Raw genomic sequence first — 22,826 nt, 5'->3', positions numbered from 1 at the left:
AACCCGGCGTGGGGCCATCGCCGGGTGCACGGGGGAACTGGTGCGGCTTGGCCTCCAGGTCAGCGAGGCGACCGTGCGGCGCGTCATGCGCTCCTACCGTTTCCGCCCGGCGCCCCGAGACCTCGGCACCTCCTGGCGAGTCTTCTTACAGTCACCGGCCAAAGGGCTCCTAGCCTGCGACTTCTTCCACATTGACACGATCTTTCTGAAGCGCTTGTACGTGTTGTTCGTGATGGAGGTCCGCACGCGACACGTGCACGTCCTTGGCGTGACCAGCCGTCCGACCAGCGCATGGACTCTTCAACCGGCCCGCAGTCTCCTGATCGACCTCGGCGAGCGGACAGGGTCGTTTCGCTTCCTCATCCGCGATCGGGACGCCAAGTTCACGACCGGCTTCGACGAGGTGTTCGCCACTGCGGGCGTCACGGTGCTGAAGACTCCGCCGCGGACCCCGAGGGCGAACTGCTATGCCGAGCGCCGGATCCGGACGGTGCGCGCCGAGTGCACCGACCGCATGCTGATCTACGGCGAACGTCACCTTCACTCGGTCCTGAACGAGTATCTCGATCACTACAACGCGCATCGGCCGCATCAGGCTCGTGGGCAGCGACCACCTGATCACGATGAGCCTGGGGCGGTGCCGATGGAAGATCGGATTGAGCAAGGGGCTGCCAGTAGGTCGGTGTCGTCCATGTCGTTTCCGGGCGCCCGTACTCAGGTGTCGGCTGGCAGCTCAGGTGGTGACACGGGCACTCGGAGACGCGCGGTCGTCGCTCTGGTAGAGGGCCATGAGGAGCGGCCGGGTCATAGTGGCCATCTCGTCCGGGGGCCGCGGGCAGCCGCGCTGGAGCCAGTCGATGGCGACGCCGAGGAGCGCGCCCGCGGTGAAGGCGGACGGCACGTCGTGCGGGATGTCCGTGGTGTGGTCTGGGCCGTCGCCGCCGGCGGCCTGATGGGCGCTGATGTATGTGGCCACGGTGGCGCACCGGCGTACGTGGTCGATGAGGCGGGCGCTGCCCTGGGGGCCCAGCAGGCTGCGGTAGAGGTCGGCGTGCTCGGCGAAGTGAGTGAAGAAGATCAGCAGATTGTCGGGCGGCGCTTCGGACGAGCCGTCGGCCGCGACGGCGTGGCGGGGTATGGCGTCGATGAGCTCGTCGATCATCGCGGTGCAGGCGGCCTCGGCCAGCTCGTGAACGTCACGGTAGTGGTCATAGAAGGTGGAGCGGCCCACGTTGGCTTGCTCGGCGACGTCGGCGACGCTGATCTGCGACAGGCTCCGTTGCCGGGCGAGCTCGATCAGCGTGCGCCGCAGGGCCGCCTGGGTGCGTCGCATCCGGCGGTCGCCCTGTTCTGCTCCGCGGTCTCTGATGGTTGCCACGGCCGCCAGTGTACTGTCCCGGACAGTAGTCTGTTACCGTACAGGCGTAGCTTATCTGTGCAGTCGGACACCACACCGAATGGGGAGAGCTTTGACGATTGACCCCGCTGTGACGCTCGAGACCGCCCGCAGCTGCCCGTTCGCCCCACCGGAGCAACACCTGCGGCTCCTCCGCGAACAGCCGGTCGCCAAGATCACATTGCCGACAGGAAGCGACGCCTGGGTGGCTGCCCGCTATGAGGACATCCGGACGGTCCTGAGCGACCCGCGTTTCAGCGCCGACCGCCGCCACCCCAGCGTGCCGCGGCTGACCGAGGACAGCGCGGGCGGGATGGCCGAGTCGCCGCTGCCCAAGATGATGCTGGAGATGGACCCGCCCGAGCACGGCCCGGCACGCCGCGCGGTGGTCGGTGAGTTCACCGTCCGGCGCATCGGGGCACTGCGGCCGCGCATCCAGCAGATCGTGGACGAGCACCTCGACGCCATGCTCGACGGCCCCCGCCCGGCCGACCTGGTGCGCGCACTGGCCCTGCCGGTGCCCTCCCTGGTGATCTGCGAGCTGCTCGGGGTGCCGTACGACGAGCACGACTTCTTCCAGACGCACTCGGCGCAGTTGCTCAACCGCCGCGCCACCGAGCAGGAGCGCCAGCACGCGGCCCTGGAACTGGCCATCTACCTGGACAAGCTGATCAAGGCCAAGGAGCAGGAGCCCACCGACGACCTGCTCGGCCGCCAGATCGCCAAGCAGCGCGACAACGGCGAGGTAGACCATTCCGCACTGCTCGGCCTCGCGTTCCTGCTGCTGATCGCCGGGCACGAGACCACCGCGAACATGATCTCGCTGGGCACGTACATGCTGCTGCAACAGCCCGAGGCGCTGGCCGCACTGCGCGAAGACCCGGACAAGGCGGCGAACGCCGTCGAGGAACTGCTGCGTTACTTCACCATCGCCGAGTTCGCCATGGCCCGGGTGACCCTGGAGGACGTGGAACTCGGCGGGACGGTGATCCCCGCCGGATCCGGCGTGCTCATGCTGGCCAACGCCGGCAATCGCGACCCGGAGGTGTTCGAGGACGGCCAGCGGTTCGACATCGATCGCGGCGCCCGCAACCACCTGGCCTTCGGCTACGGCGCCCACCAGTGCCTGGGCCAGAACCTCGCCCGGGTGGAGCTGGAGATCGTCTTCAACACCCTGTTCCGGCGCATCCCGAACCTGCGACTGGCCGTCCCCGCCGACCAGCTCACGTTCAAGGACGAGGCCACCGTGTACGGCATGCACGAGCTGCCTGTCACCTGGTGACCGGCTCCACTCGCCGCAGGTGGCGTCGACGCTTGCCCGCGACTTCACGTACGCCCTGGCTCTGGAGCTCGACGAGCCGGGCTTCCATCACAGCGTCCTGACTGACTTCCGCGACCGGATTCTGGCCGGGGACCGGGCTGATCAGCTGCTGGAGCCGATGAAGCAAGCCGGCCTGGTCACCGATCGCGGCAGGCAACGCACCGGGTCGAGCTACGTACGGGCCGCCGCCCGGAATCCCCCTCCTAGAGTTGCCTACCGCGTCCACGGCGGCCCGGGATCAGGCCCGGGATCAGGCCCGCGTGCGCTAACGCCCACGGTCGTACCCGTGGAGGGATCCGCCCACATGTCGAAAGGTGGGCAGATCCCGATCCAAACTGTCGAAGCCTGTTCGTCGAACCGGCAGATAGAGGGCGGGCCCGCGACGGCCCGGCCCAGCATGGGGCAGAGCCGGGCCATCGGCCTTCCCGGGACCCGCGCGCCTACGCGGAGCGCCCGCGTGGCTAGTCGCAGGCCTTCGCTGTGGTGCCACTGCCCTTGTTGGCGCGGCCGGTCCCGGCCGTCACCGTGCCCGTGGCTTTGGCGCAGACGCCGCTGGGGGCGTAGAGCATGTTGCCCCAGTGGTGGCCGCCGTTCCCGGGCCGGTAGGTGAAGGATCGGCTCTTGGTGCTGGTGTAGACCGTGATGGTGCCGGAAGCGCTCCTGGCGACCGACACCTCGCCCCAGTTGGTGCCGCAGTGACGGGAGTAGAACAACCGGATCGTGCCCAGGTGGTCTCCGACTTCGTTCTTCAGCGAGGCCTTCTTCCCGGTGTTCACCTTGGTCTTGGCGCACCCGCTCCGGTATGGATCCTTTCCGTCATACGGGTGAGCGCTCTCCGGCCCTGCGGTCCTCTCGGCAGAGAGGGAGGCGGCGTGGGCCGCGCCGCTCGTCAGACCGGTGGCCATGAGACCACCGGCAAGGGCGGCGCCCGTGCCGAAGGCGGCCATCTTCCTGGAGATCGATGTCATGGTGCCGTGACTCATAAAGGGACGGCGGGCCTGCTTGTCAGAGTGCATCGCCCGGCCCGTTGTTCCGCCGTTCGGGCGTCTGGCCTTTCACGGTCCACTCTTGCGGCAGTCAGGCTCCCGAGTCTGTGTCGATGTGCACACTGGCGGAACTTTTTGACAGGCCGGAAATGCAGCCGACGGCCGGCGCTGGGGACGTCGGCGCGAATCCGACGGGTGACCCTGCCTCAGCGGGAGGCCTCCAGCAGCCAGCCGCCCACCCTCATGCCTATGGATAGTCATTCGAGAACAAATGGTGAATGCATTGCCTGGGGCTCCGGCGGACGCGGGAAAGCCCGCCTGCCGCCACACCGCCCAGGAGGGACGTCGATCTTGTAGGCCGGCGGGTGTGTCCAGTCAGTGACCGTACAGACCCTCCGAGGGGGGACCTTGCGGCATGGCGTCCGTAGGGACGAGAACGGCGCCTACACGCGGCCGGGAGACGTGGAGATGGACATCGCGCCATCCGCACGCCGGGAGATCCTCGCCGCTGCCCAAAGGGTCATGGCGAGAAACGGGCGCGACAGCTTCACCGTGCCGGAGATCGTCACCGGGCTGCGGCGGCGTGGGACTCGGTATGCGGAGTCGACCATCCGTACGATGATCACCGCCCATATGTGCCGCAACGCGCCCGACAACGCTGCCACGACCTACGACGACTTTGAACGGTCGGACGCGGCGTGTACCGCCAGACGTGGCTCTCCTTGTCTGCCTACCCCGGCCGGGGTGGGCAGACAGGGAGAGCCACGTCGCTTGGAAGCGAGCCTTGGTATCCGCCGGCCGAACACCGGAGCGCGATCATAGAGCAGGCGAGACAAGCACAAGACGCGATCTTGTCTGCGGGCACGGACCCCGTCAAACCACAGGTCAGAGCCATCGTGGCTGCGTTTTGACACGGTACAGGTAGCTCTCGCACTCCTGGGGATCGAGCCGGCCATCGCCGCGGCGCATGTCCCGCGCCTGGCTGTCCAACAGTGAGACCCGTGTCCCAGGCGGATCCGCCGGGGCACGGTCGGTCATCGGCTACCTGTGATCATTCGTAGATGTAGTGCCACTTGTTGCATGCGTGCCTGCCTCGCATGGAGTCGGTATAGCAGACGCGCAGCCGGGCCGTGCCGGCTCCGAACTCGGCGAAGCGGAACCGCCGGAACCCCTGCGGGTCGCAGTACTTGGCCGAGTAGAACTCGGTCCCGCGGTCTTCCGGTTCGAAGTCCTCGTAGGCGACCTGCACGTAGCCGCAGAGGCCAGGCCGCGCCCGCTTGGCGTAGAGCTTGCCGCCGACGACGAGCCTGCCGTTGTCGTCGAGATAGACCTTGCCCTCGGCGTAGGCCCGCGTATCCCCGGAGTACTTCGAGTAGTACCGTCCCCATATGCCGTCCCCTGAGGTGGCGGACGCGGCGGGCGCGGCTGCCGTGATGACGGCGGTGGCCGCGGCGATGCCGATCAGGGCGTGAATGGCACGATGCATGTACATCTTCTCCTTGTGAAGGGCTGGGCGCCGTCCGGGGTTCGGCGTTCGGTCGAGGGCGCCCGTCCAACGTCATTTCGTGAATGGCGGCTCACCAGGGAAGTTTCGCGCCTGTACGGGATGGCGTACGTCAGGGTGACCACCCTGATGTTTTCTCTGGCGCGGGGGTGAAGGCGTCGGGCAGTTGCTGTCGGCCGGTGATGGCCAGCTTGCGGTACGCCCGCGCGAGGTGGGTCTCCACGGTCTTGGTGGTGATGAACAGGGTCTGGGCGATCTGGCTGTTGCTCTGCCCGTTGAGAGCCAGCATGGCGACCCGGCGTTCGGCCGGGGTCAGGGCGTTGATGCCGATGATGGCGGCGCGCCGGGGCCGTAACCCAATGGTGCGCAGCTCGGAGTGGGCGCGTTCGGCGAGCGGGCGGGCGTGCAGGCGTTCGGCCAGCGCCATTCCCTGCTGGAGCGGTTGCTTGCAGTCGGTGCGCTGACCGGCGCGGCGGAGTGCGGCGCCCAGGTCGATGAGGGCGCGGGCGTGTTCGAGCGCGGCCTGGGTCCGTTCCAGCGTGGCGGTCGCCGTACGGTGATCTTCTCCCGGAGACCAGGCCTCGGCTAGCAGCCTCGCGTTTGAGCCTGGTACGACGTCACAGAAGCTTGTCCAGGGTAATGGGGGCGCGGACGCGCTTGCCGGTCGCGTTGTGGACGGCGTTCGCCACGGACGCCGCCGCTCCGACGATGCTGAGCTCGCCGATGTCGCGGGCTCTGAGGTCGCTCAGCAGTGTGTCCGGATAATTCAGGAACTCCACATCTGTTGGGCCGTTCTTCCTGCGCAGTCGAGCGGGTCCATGCCGAGCTCGTCGGCCAGCTCGTCCATGGCACCCTCCAACGCGAAGGAGCCGTTGGACTCCCCGGGCGCGCGCATGATGGTCGTGACCGGGACGTCCAGCGTGACGACCTTCCTGCTCACGCGCAGGTTGGCCGAGCCGGCGGGGAGCCGCCAAGGCAAGCAGCTCACCGCCCGCATCACCGAACTGAGACGCGAGCCGGCCCGCGCCGGCGAGCATCACCCACGCCGCCCTCGCTGGCCGGCGGGTGCGGTTGCCGGCGGAGCTCCCGCGGGGCAAGGAGTGAACCGTGCATTGGAGCGCCGGACAGCCTCGCGGGTGCCGTTGGGAGGGCCCCGCCATCAGGTCTGGTACGAGTCCAGCAAGGGCGACAGTTCAGCGACCACGGCGTCCAGCGGACCGACGTTCCTACGGACCCTGGCGAACATGATCGCGCCTTCCAGAGCCCCGATCATCAGCGTCGCCACCGCGCCCGCGCGCTCCCCGGGCACGCCCAGCCGCACCAGCTCGGCGGCCACCGCGCGCTCCCATCGCCCGAGCGCGGCACGTACCTGCTCGTTGACCGCGGACTCCCCGCCCGCCAGGTCGGCGACCGTGGCCATCACAGGGCAGCCGCGCTCGTAGCCCCGCACCGAGAACTCGGCCTTCCACTGCTCCACCATGTGGGCGAAGAGCCCGGCAGGTGACGGGTCGGCAGCGATGCGCGCGTAGGAGGCGACCCGCTCGGCGGCGAAGTCCCCGGCCCAGAGCAGCGCCTCGCCCACGAGCTGGTCCTTGCCGCCGGGAAAGTAGTGCTGGAATGACCCCCGCGGCGCGCCCGCGCGCTCGACCACGTCACGGATGCCGGTCCCTGTCACCCCCCGCGTCCGCAGCAGCTGCGCCGCGCTGTAGACCATGCGCTCTCTCGGACCGCGCGCCATCTGACCACCTTTCCCTATATGACGCTTGTCATAGTACGATGGCCGGGGAGGTGGTCATGGACGCGGGTTTCATCGGCCTCGGCGTCATGGGGCAGCCCATGGCGCTCAACCTGGCGCGCGCAGGGATGAAGATCGTCGTCTGGAACCGTTCGGCGGCCAGGAGCGAGCCGCTGCGCGCGGCAGGCGCGAAGGTGGCGGCGCACCCCACCGAGGTGTTCGAGCAGGCGCGTACCGTGATCCTCATGCTGGCCAACGACACGGCGATCGACGCCGTCCTGGGCCGGGGCACCCCTGTGTTCGAGACGTACGTCGCGCGGCACGCAATCGTCCACATGGGGACAACGTCGCCGGAATACTCACGCGGGCTGGAAGCCGACATCCGCGCCGCCGGCGGTGCCTATGTCGAGGCGCCGGTCTCGGGCTCGCGTAAGCCGGCCGAGGCCGGGCGGCTCGTGGCGATGGTGGCCGGCGAGCCGCCGGGCACGGAGGACGTACTCCCGCTGCTCCGTTCGATGTGCCATGAGACGATTGTGTGCGGGCCGGTCCCGAACGCGCTGCTCATGAAGCTTTCGGTCAACCTGTTCCTGATCACCATGGTCACCGGCCTGGCCGAGGCGGCCCATTTCGCCGACCGTCATGGCCTGGACCTGCGGCGGTTCGTGAGCGTGCTCGACGCAGGGCCTATGGCGAGCAGCGTGTCCCAGGTGAAGGCGGCCAAGCTGGTCGACCGGGACTTCGCCGTGCAGGCCGCGATCTCCGACGTCCTGGATAACAACTGCCGGCGGATCGCTGAGGCGGCGCGCGCGGCCGGGATCGCCTCGCCGCTGCTTGACGTCTGCCACGCCCTGTTCGGCGAAAGCGCCGCCTTGGGGCTCGGCGGCACCGATATGGTGGCGGTAATCCGCGCGATCGAGGAGCGTACGGCGGCGACGATTCGGGCCACGCTCCGGTAGGCGGGCGACGGCCAATCGAAAGCTGCAAAGAGCGCAACACCGTCGAGCGGTGTGTGAACAGGCTAAAGGCATTCCGGGCGGTCGCTCTGCGCACCGGCAAGCGTGAGCAGATCTATCAAGGCACCATCGATGTGGCCTCGGTCAGGGCTGGCTCCGCAACCCCGTCAGATGCTGCCGTTCCGTGATCCGGGAGGCCTCAGGAGCGGATCCGGCGGCGGGTGAGGATCAGGAGGGCGAGCGCCCCGAGGATCAGCGTGGCCTGGACGACCGCGGTGACCGGGCGGTAGCCGTACTGGCTGGACTGGACCAGCACGCCGGCCCAGCAGTAGGTGAGCACGGCACCGGTGACCAGTGCGTAGCTGTGCACGGCCGCCCACCCTGGCCGGGGTGCCGCCACCATCACGATGACGATGATCAGCGCGAGCGTCGCGGCGACGTGGACGGCCGAGGGCAGCATCCGCCGGCTCACGCCGAACTCGTACAGCAGGAAGAAGATGGTTCCCGCGGTCAGTGCGACCGCCACCAGCAGCGGCGGCGACCACGTGCGCAGGGCAAGCTCCCGGCGCCGGTAGGCCAGCGCGCACGCCGCGACGACGGCCGCCGCCACCGCCGCTGCGGCCAGTTCCACAGGTCGCGCCAGGAATCTCTCCTCCAGGTAGGTGCCGGCGGCGAGGACGACGGCGCCGGCCAGGTACAGCACCGTCGTCAGGGCCAGGCCGCCGCGCCCGAGCCAGGGGGTGCGCCGCCGAGTGGGGAACAGCGCGTGTGTCACGGCGATCGGGATGACGATGCTCCACACCGAGTGGATGGTCAAAGCGAACACCAGCCACGACACGCGGTACCCGGCGAGGTCGAGGCCCACATAGGTGGGGTTGAACAGCGACTGGGTGATGAGCCCTTCCTCGACGATGCCGTAGGCGACGGCGAGCAGCACGGTCACCGGCCAGCCGCGGCCGCGGCGGACCGCGATCTCGCGGATCAGCAGCGCGCCGCCGCCGTAGAGCAGGGCGAGCGCGGGGTAGGCCGCCAGCGAGCCGACGCTGTCCAGGGGGATGTTGCCGAGCAGGTACTCCGAGAGCAGCGGGGCCAGCATGAACAGGATCAGGGCGGGCATGTCTCCTCCGTCTGGCGGCCGGTCGCGGCGGCGAAGAGCCGCACGAGCTCGCGGCCGTAGTGGGCGGGATCTGGGTGTCCAGGCCGGGACATCTCCAGTGCCGCGCCGTCGAGGGCGGCGCGCAGGCTGACCGCGACGACACGGGTGTCGAACGCGACCATCTCCCCGGCCCGCTGGGCGTCGTGCAGGTAGCCCGCCAGTTCGGCGAGCTCCGGTTCGTGGATCTCCGGTCCGAACTCGGGGCGGCCGTCGGGCCGGCGCAGGTTGCCGCGTACGGCGGTGAGCGCGGCGGTCGCATGCGGATGCGCGGCGTAGAACTCGACGCTGGCCAGGATGAACTCGCGCAGGACCGCGGAGGGCGAGTGCTGCGCGTCCATCCGCGGGCGGATCGCGTCGTATGCCATGCCGAACACCGCCGTCACGACGGCGCGCATGAGGTCCGCCTTCTCCGCAAAGTGATACGAGATCAGCCCGCTGCTGGAGAGCCCGGCGTGCCGGGCGATCCGGGCGAACGTCGCCGCGCCGTAGCCCTCCTCGGCGATGACCTCGATCGCGCTGTGCAGGATCTGGGCTCGCCGGGCCTCGGCGGTGAGCCGCACACGGGGTGCCATGTCTCCACTATTGCTCACGTGAGCAATAAGTGCTACCGGCGGCGCAATGCCAGGAGCCGAGATGAACGAGACGGACGTGCCGGAGACCGGGCAGGCTGGCGGTGCGGCTCAGGCCGAGCCGGGGCCCGATGGGATCGGCGCCAAGGGTGGGCCGGCCATCCCGCGCCCAACACACCCTGCAGAACAGGGCACTTGCGATGAGAAACGGCCACGTCCGGAAGCACACCGTTGATCACCATCCGCTGACCGGCCCATCGATCGCCCTGCCGCGGTTGACCGGCAGCAGCGGCAACAGCCGTTCCCAGTGCCCATGGGCCAGACCGTGATGCTTCAGACGCTCTTCATCCACACGGATGATCTACGAAGAATCCCCGATAAAGATCCACAGGACACGCCTTAAGACGATGGAGCTACTGGAAGGGTCGGGATCGCCGCGCACGCCGGAGAACTGCCACGGCGTTGCCCAGCGGAGAGCAGCAGCGCGCCGCGATCGCCCGCGCGCTGGGCAACGCCCACCCGTGCTCCAACCTCGACTTGGCGACCGCGACGGTCGTCGCTGAGCTGCTGGTTAAGGATCGCCGGGGCGATTATCGCTACGAAACCGGGGAAGTCCCGTTCGAAGGCCAGGATCATCGCGGTGATGCCGTTCTGCTGGGCCAGCCCGAGATGGACCCGGTCCATGACCGGCGGCCTGTGGGTGAGTACCAGGCCGCGAGCATCTGCGCGCCGAACGCGGCCAGCCGGAGCAGCACGGCCACCATCGGGTTCGTTCCGCTCGCCAGAGCAACCTCATCAGCAACGCCGGCAGCGAAACGCCGAGTCGCCGCCCTCGCCCCGAGCGCTCCGGAGGGGTGAGCAGGGCGGCCCACTCGGGTTCGGCCAGGACGTCGGGGCCAGAGAGATTTGGAACGGAATCCGGCATTAACGCGGTTCCCGCTGGTCAGTGAGCCTTCTCGCTCGCCTCTTCCAAGATGGTCAACGCCGGATTCCGTTCCATAGCACTGCGGGTGCGCGATGTGGCCTTGCCGAAGACTTGGAGTGCGCTGTTCCCTCTGGCTGTCTCCGTACGGGTACGGCACACATGAGTAGCACACGCCCATGGACAAGGCAGCCGCGGGCAGCATTCAGCCCCCGGGCCGGTAGGCACCCGGACAGCGACAGCACCCGGGACGAGTTCGATCGCCGGGCTCAATCAGCCGGGAGCGACGAATGTCCGCAGATGGCAACGTCCTGATCAGGGTCTGGCATCATCAGGCGCGTCGGTGTCGGCGACTTTGCCCTGGTATGTCATCGTGGCCGTTCCACCAGCGCCCCCGCAGACCGTCGCTCGGCCGTCATCGGCAGCCGTCACTGGCCTGGTCGCCGCGCCGTCCATCACGCCGATGATCTGGCTCCGGCCCGGGTTCCGGACCCTCGATGGATCTTCCATGGGCGGGCGCCAGCACCACGAAACGCGCAGCGGCGCACCGCGCCCGATACCAGGAAAGGCTGGCCAGCGTAGGCATGACCGGCAGGCAACAGACCCCGGCCAAAAGCAGGAGCACCAGCAACAGCAACCGCAGGAATGTGGGCGGGAAGGCGAGCGGTGTGCGGTTGAGCGTTGTTCAGATCGCAGGCGGGGCCCTGGCCGCGCTCACCGCCGCGATCGCGGCCTCCTCTCTCGGGGTGGCGGGAACGGTGATCGGTGCGGCGGTGATGAGCGTGGCCACCACGGTCGGCACCGACATCTACACCCACTACCTGCGGCGCACCAGCGCCAAGGTCAAGCAGCACACCCCAACCGGCCGACGGCAGCGCCCGACCAGGCCCGAGGTGGCAGAACAGATGGACGGTGCGCCCGCCGCTGTGCCGCACGCGCCGCGCGGACGGCTGGGCCGGCTTTCCTTGGGCGCGGCCGCCGCACTGGTGTTCATGATCAGCTTCGGCGGCATCCTGATCTATCAGGTTCTGGCCGGTCATACCGTGGCCGACCAGGTGAACGGCACGATCGGCAAGAAGGCCGGGCCGGGCAAACGGCACGGCCCCAAGGAGCGTCGTGCGGAGCCCGCCGTGCGCTGGCAGCAGCCCCGCTCGGCCACGCCGACGCCATCCGGTTCTCCATCGGCCTCCCCGTCGCCCACGCCGTCTGCGACCGGTACGCAAGCCACTCCCACCCCTGACCTGAGCAGCGGCACGGCGTCCGTCACGCCTGCACCCACAGGCAGCCCTCCAGCGACCACCAGCCCCGAACAGCCGACAGCCACACCCTCCACCGTGGCGACCTCTGAACAGCCGCCGCCGAGTGCGCTCCCCTCCCCGGCAGCCGAAACCGCCTTGCGATAGGGACCATGATCCCGGCTCCAGCACACCGCGGCCAGCGGCTGAGACCCGGCGCCGCCAAGCGTCGGCTGCCGGTCACCGACGTGCCGCACGAGGGCAAATCGATGCCTTGAGATGAGGCATCGGCCGGAGATATTCCATTCTGGGTTGCTGCGGGACGGGACTGCCCTGCCTTCGCGGCCCATCGCCGGTTAAACCCGCGCCGGACAAAGGATCGTGGCGAGCACGGCAAAGATCCGCTCTGCTCAGCGGTGCACGGCCAGCTCGGCGCGAGGGACGAATCTAGGCTCGGGACAGTGAACCCATCGATAACGCCTGGTCGACGGCGCACGGAGCCGTCGCAGTGATCACTTCCATTGTCTTCGCGCTCGTGGCTGGCTGCGTCATGGAAGCCGTGCTGGCCCTGGTCCTGCCCGGCTGGGCCGTCGCAGAGCTTGGCGCCTTCCTGCGTCGCCACCCAGACTTCCTGCGTCGCCACCCAGACGGCGCTGCCGGTGGCCTGCGGCAGCTGGCGACGGGTGCGCGGCGAGTCTGGCCCATGCTGCCCTGATCGCGGCGCTCATGCACGGAGTGAGCGTCCGCGCAGGTACGGCGCGGGCCGAAGGCTACCGTTCCCGGAACCGAAAATCTGCATTCGCTGTGGCAGATATTCGCGCATGTGGCCGCTAATGTTTCTGGCATCACAAGGAACGGATCCACCGGGCAGCAGCAGTACGTCGATGCCTATCCGGGTGGACCTGACCACACCGTGGCTGGTTTCCGCGAGAATCTCAGCGCGCCCGCCCCCCGTCACGTCGACGACCCGGACAGAGGAATGCTGGGTGTACGTGTACTGCCAGGTCGCTGCCTACGGCGCGTGGAAGCCGCCGTCGCCGCCGCTGCGGGAAGGGAATCACGACCCGGCCTTCGCTGATCCCGATCACGTCGCTGCGGTTGTCGGCGTTGACGTCCCTGGAGAAGAACCCGAACGTGCCGAGACCGGAGTTGACGCCGAATTTGGCCGGCCGCAACGTCGCCGGCTCGAAGACGCCGCCCCCAGGGAGACGGCACATAGACGCCGTCCTTGCCGAAGCCGACCCCCGCCGAAGATGGGCCTACCGACGTTCGCGATGCCGACGCTGGCAACGGTGTTGACCTCGTCACCATCCGTACTCCTCGTGAAGGGCGGCCTCGTCGCGCGGCAGCGCGCCCGTGCCGGCGCGGTCGGTGACGCCGAAGGACGGGTTGATCCCCAGGGCCACCATGCGGAACCGGTGCGGGTGACGCATCGTCAGGCTGGCCGGTCCCAGGACCCAATGGTCTTCGATGAAGTACCGCGCCTCGTAGAAGGACGCCTCGATCGCGTACCGGAGTGTCACCAGGTCCAGCAGTTGCGGGCCGTCAAAGACGCCATGCCACAAGGCGTGAACAAGCGTCGGCGTGAACGGAACCAGCTGATCGCCCGACCCGAAGCTCGAACCGGCGAGAATGAACGAGGTGGGGGTGAGTTCCTTGAACCGGTACACGTCCGCACCGTCAAGGATGACGACGGACCGCTCCGCCCGGCTGGTGCCCAGGAGCCCGGCGACCACTTCCAGCCCATCCAGACCGGCGGCCCCGGCGGCATTGAACCCCTGGTGCCGTGAACCGGTCCCGGCATAGTAGAACAGCAGGGTGTCGGACGCCTCCCCGGCCGCCATCCGGACGGCGTCGCACACCTCGGCAGGACGTTCAGGGTTCACCAGCACGCAGGTGTGCGCGGCGTCGAATGCCATGCCCGCGTCGGGCGAGGTGAGTGCCCCGGCAAGGTCGCGGGCCATCTCTTCTGGGCGCCAGGATCCAGGTGAGCCGGGCGCGTAATCGCCACAGCCGACCAGCACCGCTCGGGAATGCTGCAGGTCGGGCAGGAGAGAGTGACGCGGCAGCAGCGGAGACATCGTCATCCCTCAACGATGCGCCACCAGCGTCACGACGACCAGCCATCCAGCACAAGGCGATGCCGGTAGGCAGGCCAGTCTCCGGCGGTCGCCTTCAGCTCAAGGTCACATCGCCGACGTACTGACGCCATCGCGTATCGACGTGTCGTGAGTTGGCACGTGTGAGTGCTCTGGACTCTCTGTTCAGGCGGTGAGGTCCACCCAGATCCCGGGATCCTGGTGCCATATCCTCACCTCGCCGACGAGTAGTTCGATTGTGGTTCCCGCTGGCGGAAGATCTTGGGCCAGTCGGCGGACTTCGGGTTCACTGCCACGCCGGATAATGTCCAAGGACGCGCCGACCTTGTCATATCCCTGGATCTTGACCGTGATGCCCCAAGGGTGGTGGCTGAGGATAGTCACCATGCCGGTTCTTCGAAGTTGAGCGGGGTTGAGATATCCACGGCCGCGTCGGGTGGTGGCGCATCGGGTGCGTAGACGCTGATTCTCGGGATTGCGGAAGCCGTAGGCGTCTCGGGCGGTGGTCTTGATGACGCGGTTGGTGCCTTCGGAGCCGGCGTTGGTGATGCCGGTCTGGATGAAGGCCAGGATCTCGGGCCACCAGCTCTCGACGGTGGTGGCCAGGCGTTCGAGTTCGGGCAGGCCGGAGGCGGCGCAGCGGTTGTAGAAGCGATACAGCCGGTCGGCGATGACGCTCCGGTCGGGGTGAGTGCGGGCCAGGGCGAGCAGGTCCAGAAGGTCTTCCTTGGCGTTCCACGCGGTCAGAATCGGTCTGCCCAGTCGTGCGGGCAGGGCATGCAGGTCATCGACCATCGGATCCAGTTGAGAGCCGTGCATCCGGGCTGCGGAGCGGGTGAGCCGGTTGCGCAGTTCCCACTCGCGGTTGCCTTTGCGCCCGCGCCGGCCGCGGATCTGGACGGTGACGCGGCGGCGGACCTCGGTGAGGGCCTGGTTGGCCAACTGCACGATGTGGAAGTGGTCGACCACCAGCGTGGCCTGCGGTAGCACGGCGCGTACGGCGGCTTTGAAGATGGTGCACATATCGATCGCGACGAAGGCCACTTGCTGCCGCCAGGCCGGGTCACGCTGGTTGAGCCAGCCGGTCACGGCGGCGATGGTGCGGCCCTCGACCTGGCCGAGCAGGCCCTGCTCGCCGGACAGATCCACGAACCCGGTGTGCCAGCGATCCACCGCCGTCGTCCACGTGCCGGCGGCCTCGTCCAGCATCCAGCGCGGCCGGCCGCGGCGGACTTCATCGATGCCCAGCACGGTGACGAGCTCGGGCTGGGCGGGCAGGACCCGATGAGCGTGCTCGGTGAAAGCGGCCGAGACGATCGGCCAGGACACCCCGTGATCCCGCGCCGATTGGATCACCGTTCGCCCGCCATCTCCCACGGCGGCACCGCCGGCTTGGCGTAATCGCCGGGTCAGCCGGGAGCGTGCGGGGATCTGCGGCACCTGTTCGGTGAATGTCTGGCGCGGGCAAGACGCCTGGTCACAGCACCAGCGACGCTTACGCCAGCGCAACGCACACCGCCGCCCGCCGACCGGCAGGTCACGCGGGCGGGTGGTCACCCATTCCTTCATCCGGACTGCGGGCAGAATCTGGCCCGTTCATCGTCGGTGGCCAGGTGCACCACCGGCTCATCCTGTGGCTCCTCGCCTGCGGCGACGACCCTGGTGACGGTCACCCCGTCCAGGCCGAGCAGCAGCGTCGTATCGTTGACCATGCTCGTGGCTTCTCTGTTGTGATCTTCTTGCCTCGACAACAAGAAGAATCACTGAGAGCCACGAGCTCTCTCAAGCCTCCTGGGCCCGGCGGGACCTCAAACCCTGATCAAGTTCGAAGAGCCCGAATGGGGTGCGCCTCTCGTGTGGACGATCTCAGGCAGGCGGGGGCGACGTGGCTGTGAGAGCTCCACACGTTGACCGGAGGATGCTCTCCGCGCACGCGGGACTTTGCTACCCGGCGTGGGCGCAGGCTTGCACGGCGCCGTGCAGGTCCGGATGGATGAACTCATATCCGGCCTGGGTCAGCCGTGCGGGGACGACCCGTCGGCCGCCCAGGATGATGTCGGCGCCGGCTCCGACGAACAAGCGCGCCAGCACGGCCGGCGTCGGCCTCGGCGGATCCGCCTGCGCTACCCCGGCCAGTGTCTCGGCGAACTGCCGGCTCCGTACTTCCTGGGGCGCGACCAGGTTGTAGGCGCCGCGCCAGTGTTCTTCAGCTAGGGCGTGGGCGACGAAGTTCACGACATCGGCCAGATGGATCCACGGCAGCCATTGCGTCCCGGGCGCGAAGTAGGCGGCCTTGCCATTGCGCGCCTGCTGAAGCTGGTACGGAAGTCCGCCGCCGTCCGCGGACAGCACGTACCCCATCCGCAGGAGCACCACCCGGGTGGAAGGTGCGACCTGCGATGCCTCGGCTTCCCACGCCAGCGACCCCGGTGCGTGCCGGCCCGGCAGTGGTGCCGTGTCCTCCTCGACCACCTCGTCTGAGGGTGGGCCGAATCCGTAGACACCGACAGATGAGGCATTGATGAGCAGGCGGGGCGGTCGTGCGGCCGAGCGCAGGACCGCGGCCAGGTGACGGGTTCCCTCCACCCGCTGACGGGTTACCTTTCGGAAGTATCTGCGTCCGGTGAAGGGGCGGAACAGCGGTGCGCCGGCGAGGTTCACCACGGCGTCGACCGATGTCAGTGAGCGTGCCCAGTCGCCCACGTGCTCCTGCTGGTAGGCCACGTAATCGGCGGCGCCGGGGATGGCGTTGCGGGCACGGCCGGGGTCACGGGCCAGCACCACGACCTCATGGTGGCGCGTGATCAAGTCCGCGACAACCGCGCGCCCGACCAGCCCGGTCGCGCCGGTGACAGCGATGCGGTCACTCATGACGGCTTCCATCGTTCGCTTCCTGATCGCCGGTGGCGAGCACCTTGGGGAGGTGGCTGAGCAACTGGTCGTGCCAGTCCAACTCGGCACCCAGGCGCCGCAGACTGTGGTCGAATATCAGCCGTTCGAGGTCGGTGAGATAGGGCTCGGCCTGATCGCGCAGGCGCAGTTGTGATTGCCGCTGGTGTTCCAGCGAGTCTCGGCGTTCCTGTACCGCGGCGAGTACAGAGTCGGCGGGCATGTCCTGCGCGTGCGTCAGCGCGAGATCGACCGGGTCGGGACGAAGCCGGGCGTCGCGAAGCGCCGCGGATCGATGGATTTCCAGCTCGTGACGGCCCTCCTGGGTGATCTCGTACACGGTGCGCTCGGGGTGTCCTCCCGGACGCTCGGTACGCACTTGCCGTACCAGCCCTTCAGCCGTCATCCGCCGCAGCCCGCCGTACAGGGAGCCGGGCTTGACGTCGGTCCACACGTCGATGTGGTCGAGCTGCGCCGCCCGGCGGATCTGGTGGCCGTGCATCGGGCCTTTGCGGGCCAGCTCGCCGAGAATGAACAATCTGATCGAACTCACGAGACTAGTCAAACACGAGTAGTTGTACATGAGCAACAGCCATGCCTTGAACGTGGACGACGGATCCCGCCGGACCGCTGAGGAGTCAGCGGCTCCGCACGCGCTGCGCCACCACAACCCGCAAGAACCGCAGGGACCTCAACCCCGCCTAACTTCGAAGAGCCCGAATGGGTCATCATCACCGCCATCGTCGCCGGGGTGGCCCTCGGGCTAGCTCTCGCCATCAAAACGGTCGTGGGAGATTGGCAACACCGCATCGAGGAGATGGGCCCAAAGTAGAGCGGCTTGCCAGCTTGGGCAGGCAAGTTCCATGTGGACAACCTGAGCCGATCGCACATGGCTAATGTCGACGACCTCAACAAACGAGCACACCACAGGCGTGGTCGTCGTGGACGTCGCCCCCCCGGCACGCAGCACACTCTCCCGAATCGACACGCCCGACACCTGGCTTCCAGGGCGGCGGTGCAAGGGGCGAGTCGATCGCCAGCGCATAAGGAGCTCGCTGGCGTGCCCCCCTTCGGGATGTCTTCGTGCCGGGGATCAGCCGATTTGAGCTACTCGTAGTCAGCCGGTGACTAGGTCCGATGGTTGAGGCGACCAAATACGGCCTGCGCTTCCGCGGACGGTGTTACCCCCAACGCATCGAGGCGTTTCTTGAGATGGCGGCCGCGTAGCATCGCCTCATCACGACGGCCGAGTTTGAGGAGAAGCCGGACAGTGCCCACGGCCGCACTCTCAACATCCGGGTCCAGGGCACACACCTGCTCGAAGACCTCCACTGCCCGTTCGAGCCGTCCTCTCTGCTCGTGTACCGCTCCTAGTTGGAGTAGGGCCCGGATGCTGGTCACGGTGAGAGGCCACCGATGGTCTTGCTCAATCCACCAATAGTCCGCACCTTCTGCCAATTGCCCTCGGCAAAGTGCCGCGACGCCCTCCAACGCGACCAGTTTGGTTTCCGCGTCAGCGGCAGTGCGAGCAGCGTCGAGGCTGCGGCGGTAGGTCCACAGATCGACGGCCACGTTCCGCGTCTCGATGCGGTAGATCTTGCCGTCGGCCTCGACGAAGGCGGCCTCCTTGTCCGTTCTCCCAGTCGCTTCGCGCAACGTGGCTCTGAGATCCTTGAGCGCGGCGTGAAAGCGGTATCCCGCCTGGGGTTCCTCCACGTCGGGCCAAAGGTGCGCGCAGATCTTCTCTCGATCGAGCCCTTGAGGATGCAAGGCGAGAAGGACGAACAACTCCTGGGACTTGGTCCGTCCCGAGATGCCCACCACCTTGCCCTCGACTTCGAGGACTGGCTTCCCAACGATGCCGAATCGAACCGGCACCTCCGCCTTACTGGGTGGTGGCGCGGCCAGGTCCGGTTCGCGCTGTGGCACGTCCTCGACGAATCCCTTTCCGGCAGCGAGCGTCCGGAGCAGGCTCTCGGCGTTAGCCACAGGCACGTGGAACAAGGTGACATCCGCCAGCTCACCGGAATCTGTCGCCACCACCCCATCGGCGTTCACGTCACAACTGGTCCCGCACGGCCACTCCCCCGCCAGCAACGCCCCTATCCCGTACCTGTGTGCCAGTCCCATGAGCGTCTCCAGATAGGAGTGGTCGCTCTCGTCCAGGCGAGCGACCAGCAAGAGCGCCGGCAACGGCTCGCCGGGATGGCTGCCGCGGAGACCGGGGATGTCGTCGGCATCCGAGTCGCGCAGGATCCGCCGACGGGCCACGAACTGCTCTTCCAAGTAGTCGATGGCGTCATCCAGGGCAGCCACGACCTTCAGCCCAGGCAGGTACGCCGACACTGCATCCACCGCCTGCTGGTGCTCACCCGCCTCGAAGTCACCCGCTGACAGACGATCCACTTCCATGATCTCGCCCCGCCACCACGACGTTCACACCTGATCGCCACCACACCAGCCACATCTACGTGCGAAAACAGGATGGAGCTTTCTCACTGGTTGCTCCGGTATTCACCAAGGCCGTACTGGCTAGGGACACATCGTGAACGGTTCGATGCCAGGCAGGTGGCGGGACCATTCACCGGCGGTGAGCGTACGACCGGCGCGCACGCACAGGGTCGCGGCCACGTGCCGCTCGTCCACGTCGAACACACGGATCGTGCCGTCGGGGGCGGCGGTGTGGAGTTTCGTGCCGTCCGCAGAGAATGCCACCCACCCGCTGTGGGCGCTGTCCGCCGCCTGCTTGCCGTCGAAGACGAGGCCCAGAGGTCGCCGGCTCGGCACGTCCCAGAGACGTACGCGCGAGCCCTGCTCGTACGTCGCGATCGTGCGCCCATCAGGCGACCAGGCCAGCCTGGCGGCCTCGCTGCCCGGCACCGCGGGGAACTCGGCGATTTTGGTCCTGATGTCGCCGTCCCACAGGGTGAGTCGGCCGGGCCCGGAGAAGGCCACCTGCCGGCCGTCCGGGCTGAAGGCTAAGGCGCCGGCGAGCTGCCCGGTGCCCTGTTCGGGAGGCCGGGTGGCGCCCTTTTCCGGATCGATGAGCTGGAGCGGGTTTACGGTCACGAGCAGCCGTCCGTCGGGGCGGAAGGCGAGGTCGTTCGCGCCCGTCCCGGTCTCCGCTCGTTGAGATCCGCGTTCGAGGTCCCACAGTTCGACGCGACCGTGCTGCCCGTAGCGCGACACGGCCAGCGTGCGTCCGTCCGGACTGAACGCCAGCGCCTGGGCGCCCTGCTCGACGCCGCCCCCCAGCTTGAGCCGGGCCGACACCTTAAACCCGGTCAGATCCACGATGTGGACCGTGTCGTCGGCGGCCAAGGCGAGCCGGCGGTCGTCGGGACTGAAGGCAGTCGCGCCGCCACCGCCCGACCGGCTGATCAGTTTCATCAAAGCGCGGCCCGTCGCCGCGTCCCTGACCTCTATCCGATCCTCCCAGATCGCGGCCAGCACGCGCGTGGAGGGGGCCAGCCGTACGTTCCCGCTCTCGCTGCCGCCGCCGCCCGGCGGGTCGAACACCATCGAGACATCCTCGGTGTGGACAGCGCCGTGTCCGTCCAGATAGCGGACGGCCCGGCCGGCGAGGTCGAAGCGGAGCCCGCCGACGAAGGCGGGCAGGGCCTGGCTGTACACCGTGTTGTAGAAGGCGGGCAGGGCCTGGTTGGACACCGTGTCAGGGGTGGAGCGCCGCTGCAAGGTCAGTCGCTCCCGGCTGCCCCAGTTGGCGATGAAAGCGTCGCCGAAGACGAAACCGGCCTCCGGGCCCACTCCGCCCCCCGGGCCCACCCCGCCCTCCTGGGTCATTACCTCCTCACCGGACGGCAGCTCGAACATACGGATCCTGCTCGTCTCTTTCGAATGCACAAGCTCCGTGGTCATCATCATCTTGCCGTCGTCGCTGAAGGTGGTCTGGTTGATGACGCCCTTGTCCCGCTCGGTCGGCGGGATCGGCGTCCTCTTGCCCCGGCGCAGGTCCCACAACTCCGCTTCATGGCCTTTCACCACGTAGCCGAAGCGGCCGTCCCGGCTGATCGCGTTGAGCGCGGCTCCCGAGGGAGCGGTGAGCTGCTTGCGCTTGGCGACGTCCCACCATTCGGGCAGGGCTTTCGCTCCCCAGGGGATGGCGAGGTAGCGCCCGGAGCCGTCGAAGCTGAGTGTGCCGCCCGCCGATTGCCTGCCTTGACGGGCGATGGGGGCGCCGAGCGGTCTTCCGGTGCGCGTGTCCCACAGCCGTACCCCCTCGCGGTCGAGGAGGGCCAGGGTGTGCCCGTCGGGGGTGAGCGCGGCTTGGGACACCTCCGCGCTCACCCCGGACAGCACGCCGATCCGCCGTTGGCCGGTGATGTCCCAGATCCTGGCTGTCCCGCCGTCCAGGGACACGAGCACGCGGCCGTCCTGGCCGAGGTTCTGCACGGTCGCGGCCGTGTAGTCGGGGTCGAGGAAGACGGAGGTCGTGGTCTGAGAGAGCGAGTCGTAGAGCGCGCCGCGGGTCTCGGGCAGTTCCGGGCTCAGCCGCCAACCGGCCACGCTCAGCAGCTTCGCGACCTGAGGATCGCTCTGCCGCAGGTCGGCGGCTCGCAGCGCGAGCTCCCGCGCCAGCGCGTCGTCGCGCTGGCGGCTCGACTCCCTGCGCAGGTACTCCGCAGCGCCGAGCCCGCCGAGCGCGACCACGAGGAGTACGGCCAGGGCCGCCGCGACCAGACGGCGTCTCCTCGCCCTCCTACGGGCCAGGCTCACCGCCTCGTCGAGGAACTCGCGTTCGCGCCGTCCCAGCGTGAGGTCCTTGTGCGCGGTGGCGGCCCACTGCAGCGTCCGGTCGAGTGCCGAGCCGTGCAGCAGGTCGGCCGGTCTTCTGCCATGCTCATTCCACAGCGCGGCCGCCTCGGCGAGTCGCCGGTGGACGGGCAGCCCTTCGCGGTTGCCCGCCACCCAGTCGCGCAGCCGGGGCCAGGCGTGCAGGAGGCCGGGCGTGGCCAGTTCGTACGCGGCACCGGACCGCGTGACCAGGCCCGCGGCGCCGAACACGGTGAGCATCGCGTCCACGGCCTGCGAGTCCGGCAACTCGTCTCTGCTGACGAGCCGGAGTTCGTCGCCGTCGATCATCCGCAGGAACACCTCGGGCACGGTCGCCCGCTCGGCCTCGGTCAGCTCGCAGTAGAGCTCCTCCGCGATCGCACCCAGGTCGGGCTCGGGCCGTCCGGTCAGAGCACCCGCCTGCGTAAGGCCGCGTTCGAGCAGGTCATCGCCGCGGCGGAGCAGCGCCTCGCCGCCATGGCCCACCAGCCGCAGCAGCACCTCCCCGGCGGCCGGCCGCTCCATGGGATCCCGGGCAAGCGCTGCGGCCACCAACGCATCCAGGGGTTCAGGCAGGCCGCACACGTCCGGCTCGAACTCCATCACCCGCCCAATGACGGCGGCCGGATCCCCCGCCTCAATCACGTCCTTGCCCCGGGCCGCGAACAGCACCACCATCGCCCACGCCCACAGGTCGGCCGCCTCACTCACGCCCCGCCCCGAGAACACCTCCGGCGGCATGTATCCGGGCGTGCCCATGATCGGCCCGCTCGTCGTCGGCCCCACCTCACGGGCCACACCGAAATCGATCACGCGCGGCCCGTCCGGCCCCATGATGATGTTGTCCGGCTTGAGATCGCGATGCACGATCCCGCCCTGGTGGATGGCGGTCAGCGCGGTCGCCACCCCGATCGCCAGCCGGCGCAGCGCGTCCTTCTCATATGACCCCGACTCCGCCACCACCCGCCTCAGGCTCGGCCCTGGCACGAACTCGCTGACGATGTACAGCGGCGCCGAATCGACCTGTGCCTCGATCACCTTGGCGGTGCAGAACGAGGCCACCCGCTGGGCCGCCGCCGCCTCCTTCGCGAGTGTGGCGCGTGATTCGGCGCTGTCGTACCGGGGGATCTTGATCGCGACCCGCTCTCCTGTCTCCCCGTAGCCCTCGTAGACGACGCCCTGGCCGCCCGCGCCCAGCCGGCCGGCCAGCCAGTAACGACCCAAACGCCGCGGATCGGATGGGGTGAGAGGAAGCATTGAGCGTGCC

The 22,826-nt window shown here is 68.5% G+C and carries 23 protein-coding genes and 1 pseudogene; 7 read left to right on the top strand and 17 right to left on the bottom strand.

Going from position 1 to position 22,826, the window contains the following annotated elements:
* Positions 1-85: 85 nt before the first annotated feature.
* Positions 86-604 (top strand): annotated as a pseudogene (locus tag ACIBX3_RS09915) (integrase core domain-containing protein); the annotation flags it as partial.
* Positions 605-733: 129 nt separating this feature from the next.
* On the opposite strand, the gene ACIBX3_RS09910 reads toward ACIBX3_RS09915, so the two are convergent.
* Entirely contained in the window at positions 734-1,378 is a 645-nt protein-coding gene (locus ACIBX3_RS09910) for a TetR/AcrR family transcriptional regulator (protein WP_397115121.1), read from the bottom strand.
* 109 nt (positions 1,379-1,487) lie between these two features.
* On the opposite strand from ACIBX3_RS09910, the gene ACIBX3_RS09905 reads away from it, so the two are divergent.
* Complete coding sequence (locus tag ACIBX3_RS09905; protein WP_397115119.1) at positions 1,488-2,678, top strand: cytochrome P450; 1,191 nt, start codon at positions 1,488-1,490, stop codon at positions 2,676-2,678.
* Between the two features lie 500 nt (positions 2,679-3,178).
* Here the strand turns inward: ACIBX3_RS09905 and ACIBX3_RS09900 are convergent, their stop codons facing one another.
* From ACIBX3_RS09900 to ACIBX3_RS09890, 3 genes are all read right to left on the bottom strand, one after another.
* Complete coding sequence (locus ACIBX3_RS09900; protein ID WP_397115117.1) at positions 3,179-3,685, bottom strand: DUF2690 domain-containing protein; 507 nt, start codon at positions 3,683-3,685, stop codon at positions 3,179-3,181.
* Between the two features lie 1,069 nt (positions 3,686-4,754).
* Complete coding sequence (locus ACIBX3_RS09895; RefSeq protein ID WP_397115115.1) at positions 4,755-5,189, bottom strand: hypothetical protein; 435 nt, start codon at positions 5,187-5,189, stop codon at positions 4,755-4,757.
* A 130-nt stretch (positions 5,190-5,319) separates the two neighbouring features.
* A complete protein-coding gene (locus ACIBX3_RS09890; protein WP_397115113.1) occupies positions 5,320-5,634 on the bottom strand; it encodes a helix-turn-helix transcriptional regulator in 315 nt (104 codons plus the stop codon).
* A gap of 15 nt (positions 5,635-5,649) precedes the next feature.
* Between ACIBX3_RS09890 and ACIBX3_RS09885 the strand changes: the two genes are divergently transcribed.
* Positions 5,650-5,796: a hypothetical protein gene (locus tag ACIBX3_RS09885; protein WP_397115111.1), complete on the top strand. Its 147-nt coding sequence runs from the start codon at positions 5,650-5,652 to the stop codon at positions 5,794-5,796.
* Between the two features lie 28 nt (positions 5,797-5,824).
* Here the strand turns inward: ACIBX3_RS09885 and ACIBX3_RS09880 are convergent, their stop codons facing one another.
* From ACIBX3_RS09880 to ACIBX3_RS09870, 3 genes are all read right to left on the bottom strand, one after another.
* A complete protein-coding gene (locus ACIBX3_RS09880; RefSeq protein WP_397115109.1) occupies positions 5,825-5,986 on the bottom strand; it encodes a hypothetical protein in 162 nt (53 codons plus the stop codon).
* On the bottom strand, positions 5,974-6,195 hold the full coding sequence (locus tag ACIBX3_RS09875; RefSeq protein WP_397115107.1) for a molybdopterin cofactor-binding domain-containing protein: 222 nt from the start codon (positions 6,193-6,195) through the stop codon (positions 5,974-5,976). The genes ACIBX3_RS09880 and ACIBX3_RS09875 overlap by 13 nt, the downstream gene beginning before the upstream one ends.
* 171 nt (positions 6,196-6,366) lie before the next feature.
* Positions 6,367-6,945, bottom strand: a complete 579-nt coding sequence (locus ACIBX3_RS09870) for a TetR/AcrR family transcriptional regulator (RefSeq protein ID WP_397115105.1) — start codon at positions 6,943-6,945, stop codon at positions 6,367-6,369.
* A 38-nt stretch (positions 6,946-6,983) separates the two neighbouring features.
* Here ACIBX3_RS09870 and ACIBX3_RS09865 point away from each other — a divergent pair, with 38 nt between their 5' ends.
* Positions 6,984-7,898 carry an NAD(P)-dependent oxidoreductase gene (locus tag ACIBX3_RS09865; RefSeq protein WP_397115103.1) on the top strand — a complete coding sequence of 305 codons (915 nt, stop codon included), beginning with the start codon at positions 6,984-6,986 and terminating at the stop codon, positions 7,896-7,898.
* Positions 7,899-8,094: 196 nt separating this feature from the next.
* On the opposite strand, the gene ACIBX3_RS09860 is transcribed toward ACIBX3_RS09865, so the two are convergent.
* Together ACIBX3_RS09860 and ACIBX3_RS09855 are read right to left on the bottom strand one after the other, a co-directional pair.
* Positions 8,095-9,012, bottom strand: coding sequence for a hypothetical protein (locus ACIBX3_RS09860; protein ID WP_397115101.1), 918 nt, complete (start codon positions 9,010-9,012; stop codon positions 8,095-8,097).
* Positions 9,000-9,623: a TetR/AcrR family transcriptional regulator gene (locus ACIBX3_RS09855; RefSeq protein ID WP_397115099.1), complete on the bottom strand. Its 624-nt coding sequence runs from the start codon at positions 9,621-9,623 to the stop codon at positions 9,000-9,002. Before ACIBX3_RS09855 ends, ACIBX3_RS09860 begins: the two co-directional genes overlap by 13 nt.
* Before the next feature lie 459 nt (positions 9,624-10,082).
* On the opposite strand from ACIBX3_RS09855, the gene ACIBX3_RS09850 reads away from it, so the two are divergent.
* The 3 genes from ACIBX3_RS09850 to ACIBX3_RS09840 all read left to right on the top strand — a co-directional run bounded on the left by ACIBX3_RS09850 (position 10,083) and on the right by ACIBX3_RS09840 (position 12,492).
* Entirely contained in the window at positions 10,083-10,478 is a 396-nt protein-coding gene (locus tag ACIBX3_RS09850) for a hypothetical protein (protein ID WP_397115097.1), read from the top strand.
* Positions 10,479-11,216: 738 nt separating this feature from the next.
* Entirely contained in the window at positions 11,217-11,945 is a 729-nt protein-coding gene (locus ACIBX3_RS09845; RefSeq protein ID WP_397115095.1) for a hypothetical protein, read from the top strand.
* Positions 11,946-12,285: 340 nt separating this feature from the next.
* Positions 12,286-12,492 (top strand): hypothetical protein, encoded by a 207-nt coding sequence (locus ACIBX3_RS09840; RefSeq protein WP_397115093.1) that lies wholly within the window; start codon positions 12,286-12,288, stop codon positions 12,490-12,492.
* A 220-nt stretch (positions 12,493-12,712) separates the two neighbouring features.
* On the opposite strand, the gene ACIBX3_RS09835 is transcribed toward ACIBX3_RS09840, so the two are convergent.
* From ACIBX3_RS09835 to ACIBX3_RS09800, 8 genes are all read right to left on the bottom strand, one after another.
* A complete protein-coding gene (locus ACIBX3_RS09835) occupies positions 12,713-12,994 on the bottom strand; it encodes a hypothetical protein (protein ID WP_397115091.1) in 282 nt (93 codons plus the stop codon).
* Between the two features lie 87 nt (positions 12,995-13,081).
* On the bottom strand, positions 13,082-13,864 hold the full coding sequence (locus ACIBX3_RS09830) for a hypothetical protein (protein ID WP_397115089.1): 783 nt from the start codon (positions 13,862-13,864) through the stop codon (positions 13,082-13,084).
* Between the two features lie 177 nt (positions 13,865-14,041).
* On the bottom strand, positions 14,042-15,445 hold the full coding sequence (locus ACIBX3_RS09825) for an ISL3 family transposase (protein WP_397115087.1): 1,404 nt from the start codon (positions 15,443-15,445) through the stop codon (positions 14,042-14,044).
* Complete coding sequence (locus tag ACIBX3_RS09820) at positions 15,442-15,588, bottom strand: hypothetical protein (protein WP_397115085.1); 147 nt, start codon at positions 15,586-15,588, stop codon at positions 15,442-15,444. Before ACIBX3_RS09820 ends, ACIBX3_RS09825 begins: the two co-directional genes overlap by 4 nt.
* A 232-nt stretch (positions 15,589-15,820) precedes the next feature.
* A complete protein-coding gene (locus tag ACIBX3_RS09815) occupies positions 15,821-16,747 on the bottom strand; it encodes a TIGR01777 family oxidoreductase (RefSeq protein ID WP_397115083.1) in 927 nt (308 codons plus the stop codon).
* Positions 16,740-17,318, bottom strand: a complete 579-nt coding sequence (locus ACIBX3_RS09810; protein ID WP_397115081.1) for a PadR family transcriptional regulator — start codon at positions 17,316-17,318, stop codon at positions 16,740-16,742. The genes ACIBX3_RS09815 and ACIBX3_RS09810 overlap by 8 nt, the downstream gene beginning before the upstream one ends.
* Positions 17,319-17,893: 575 nt before the next feature.
* Positions 17,894-19,177, bottom strand: a complete 1,284-nt coding sequence (locus ACIBX3_RS09805; protein WP_397115079.1) for a BTAD domain-containing putative transcriptional regulator — start codon at positions 19,175-19,177, stop codon at positions 17,894-17,896.
* A 120-nt stretch (positions 19,178-19,297) separates the two neighbouring features.
* Complete coding sequence (locus ACIBX3_RS09800; RefSeq protein WP_397115077.1) at positions 19,298-22,783, bottom strand: protein kinase; 3,486 nt, start codon at positions 22,781-22,783, stop codon at positions 19,298-19,300.
* Positions 22,784-22,826: the final 43 nt, after the last annotated feature.

The organism is Nonomuraea sp. NPDC049480 (assembly GCF_044465905.1).
Taxonomy (GTDB): domain Bacteria; phylum Actinomycetota; class Actinomycetes; order Streptosporangiales; family Streptosporangiaceae; genus Nonomuraea.
This window is presented reverse-complemented; position numbering and strand designations above follow the sequence as displayed.

What these genes read in the sequence shown, in the direction of transcription:
- ACIBX3_RS09895 (WP_397115115.1), bottom strand. Translation starts at nt 5,189, where the DNA reads ATGCATCGTGCCATTCACGCCCTGATCGGCATCGCCGCGGCCACCGCC.
- ACIBX3_RS09855 (WP_397115099.1), bottom strand. Translation starts at nt 9,623, where the DNA reads ATGGCACCCCGTGTGCGGCTCACCGCCGAGGCCCGGCGAGCCCAGATC.
- ACIBX3_RS09805 (WP_397115079.1), bottom strand. Translation starts at nt 19,177, where the DNA reads ATGGAAGTGGATCGTCTGTCAGCGGGTGACTTCGAGGCGGGTGAGCAC.
- ACIBX3_RS09830 (WP_397115089.1), bottom strand. Translation starts at nt 13,864, where the DNA reads ATGACGATGTCTCCGCTGCTGCCGCGTCACTCTCTCCTGCCCGACCTG.
- ACIBX3_RS09820 (WP_397115085.1), bottom strand. Translation starts at nt 15,588, where the DNA reads ATGGTCAACGATACGACGCTGCTGCTCGGCCTGGACGGGGTGACCGTC.
- ACIBX3_RS09890 (WP_397115113.1), bottom strand. Translation starts at nt 5,634, where the DNA reads ATGGCGCTGGCCGAACGCCTGCACGCCCGCCCGCTCGCCGAACGCGCC.
- ACIBX3_RS09860 (WP_397115101.1), bottom strand. Translation starts at nt 9,012, where the DNA reads ATGCCCGCCCTGATCCTGTTCATGCTGGCCCCGCTGCTCTCGGAGTAC.
- ACIBX3_RS09835 (WP_397115091.1), bottom strand. Translation starts at nt 12,994, where the DNA reads ATGTGCCGTCTCCCTGGGGGCGGCGTCTTCGAGCCGGCGACGTTGCGG.
- ACIBX3_RS09865 (WP_397115103.1), top strand. Translation starts at nt 6,984, where the DNA reads ATGGCCGGGGAGGTGGTCATGGACGCGGGTTTCATCGGCCTCGGCGTC.
- ACIBX3_RS09825 (WP_397115087.1), bottom strand. Translation starts at nt 15,445, where the DNA reads ATGAAGGAATGGGTGACCACCCGCCCGCGTGACCTGCCGGTCGGCGGG.
- ACIBX3_RS09900 (WP_397115117.1), bottom strand. Translation starts at nt 3,685, where the DNA reads ATGACATCGATCTCCAGGAAGATGGCCGCCTTCGGCACGGGCGCCGCC.
- ACIBX3_RS09870 (WP_397115105.1), bottom strand. Translation starts at nt 6,945, where the DNA reads ATGGCGCGCGGTCCGAGAGAGCGCATGGTCTACAGCGCGGCGCAGCTG.
- ACIBX3_RS09815 (WP_397115083.1), bottom strand. Translation starts at nt 16,747, where the DNA reads ATGAGTGACCGCATCGCTGTCACCGGCGCGACCGGGCTGGTCGGGCGC.